1 protein-coding gene is annotated in these 1,045 nt (G+C 34.9%); it reads left to right on the top strand.

Going from position 1 to position 1,045, the window contains the following annotated elements:
* Positions 1–222 precede the first annotated feature (222 nt).
* A complete protein-coding gene (locus tag BLQ19_RS20880) occupies positions 223–975 on the top strand; it encodes a hypothetical protein (protein WP_074539670.1) in 753 nt (250 codons plus the stop codon).
* The last annotated feature ends 70 nt before the right edge of the window (positions 976–1,045 follow it).

The raw sequence follows: 1,045 nt of genomic DNA, 5'->3' as shown, positions 1-1,045 counted from the left end.
TCAAGGCGTTACACCTGCCCATAAGGGACTTGCACCCTCTAGATTAATTATTTACCTTTCGGTAAACAAAAGATGCCCATGCTGGGCACACACACCATATATACTTTATAGCTAGTTACTTTTACTTCCGAAAATTCTACCGAATTTTCTACGTCAGTTTTTATTTGCTATCTTTCTGCTTGCATACGCTACAAAGCATATATATAAACGTTGTACACCATTATGAAACGAACATTTTTCATTTACACATTTTTAGTTTGGACAAGTCTAATATTTTGTCAAAAAAATGAAATAGATGGACTTAAAAAATATCGTGCCTACACCGAGAAAAATTTAGAATCAAACCATTGGGTATCAAAATTTACCCTTACTGACGGACTCATATCATCCCGTGAAAGCTATTTTGAAGGAGAAAAACGAAGTAGTTATGAATTCGAATATGATAAATACGGCAATAAAATCATGGAAATCAGGACTTTCGACATTAACGAAGGATTTATAAGAGACACCGTACGGATTGACCTGACTTATGTTAAAGACAGCCTGCTTACTGAAAGGAAACAACTTGGAATGCTAGAAAAATATTCGGATTTCGATGTGCAAGGTAAACCGAAAATTTTAGAAAGGACAGATGTAATATTCGACTTTCATACCGAAAAGGAGCTTTATGAATATGACAAACATGGTAATATCTCTAAAATCACCACTTACTCAGAAACTAAAAAAGATGACAAAACTATTGAAAAGCAGATTGAAATTTTAAGCTATTTGTATGACAATCGAGGCAATGAAATAGAGATTAGAAGGGAATACAGCCCTAGACGAGAATTTCCAATTTATATGTTAGGCGGACCATCATTACATCCAATTGAAAATTATAGATATGTTTACAATAAAAATGGAGTTTGGACAAAGAAATTTAAAACCATCGACGGCAAAGAAAAGTTGATAAGAAAAAGAAGACTCGAAAAATAACGGTGTACAATCGAGTAGACGGCTCCGCCCCTAATTAGGAACGGAGTGCGCCTCTCACACCACCGTACAT

It is taken from the genome of Cellulophaga baltica (assembly GCF_900102165.1).
Classification (GTDB): domain Bacteria; phylum Bacteroidota; class Bacteroidia; order Flavobacteriales; family Flavobacteriaceae; genus Cellulophaga; species Cellulophaga baltica.
This window is presented reverse-complemented; position numbering and strand designations above follow the sequence as displayed.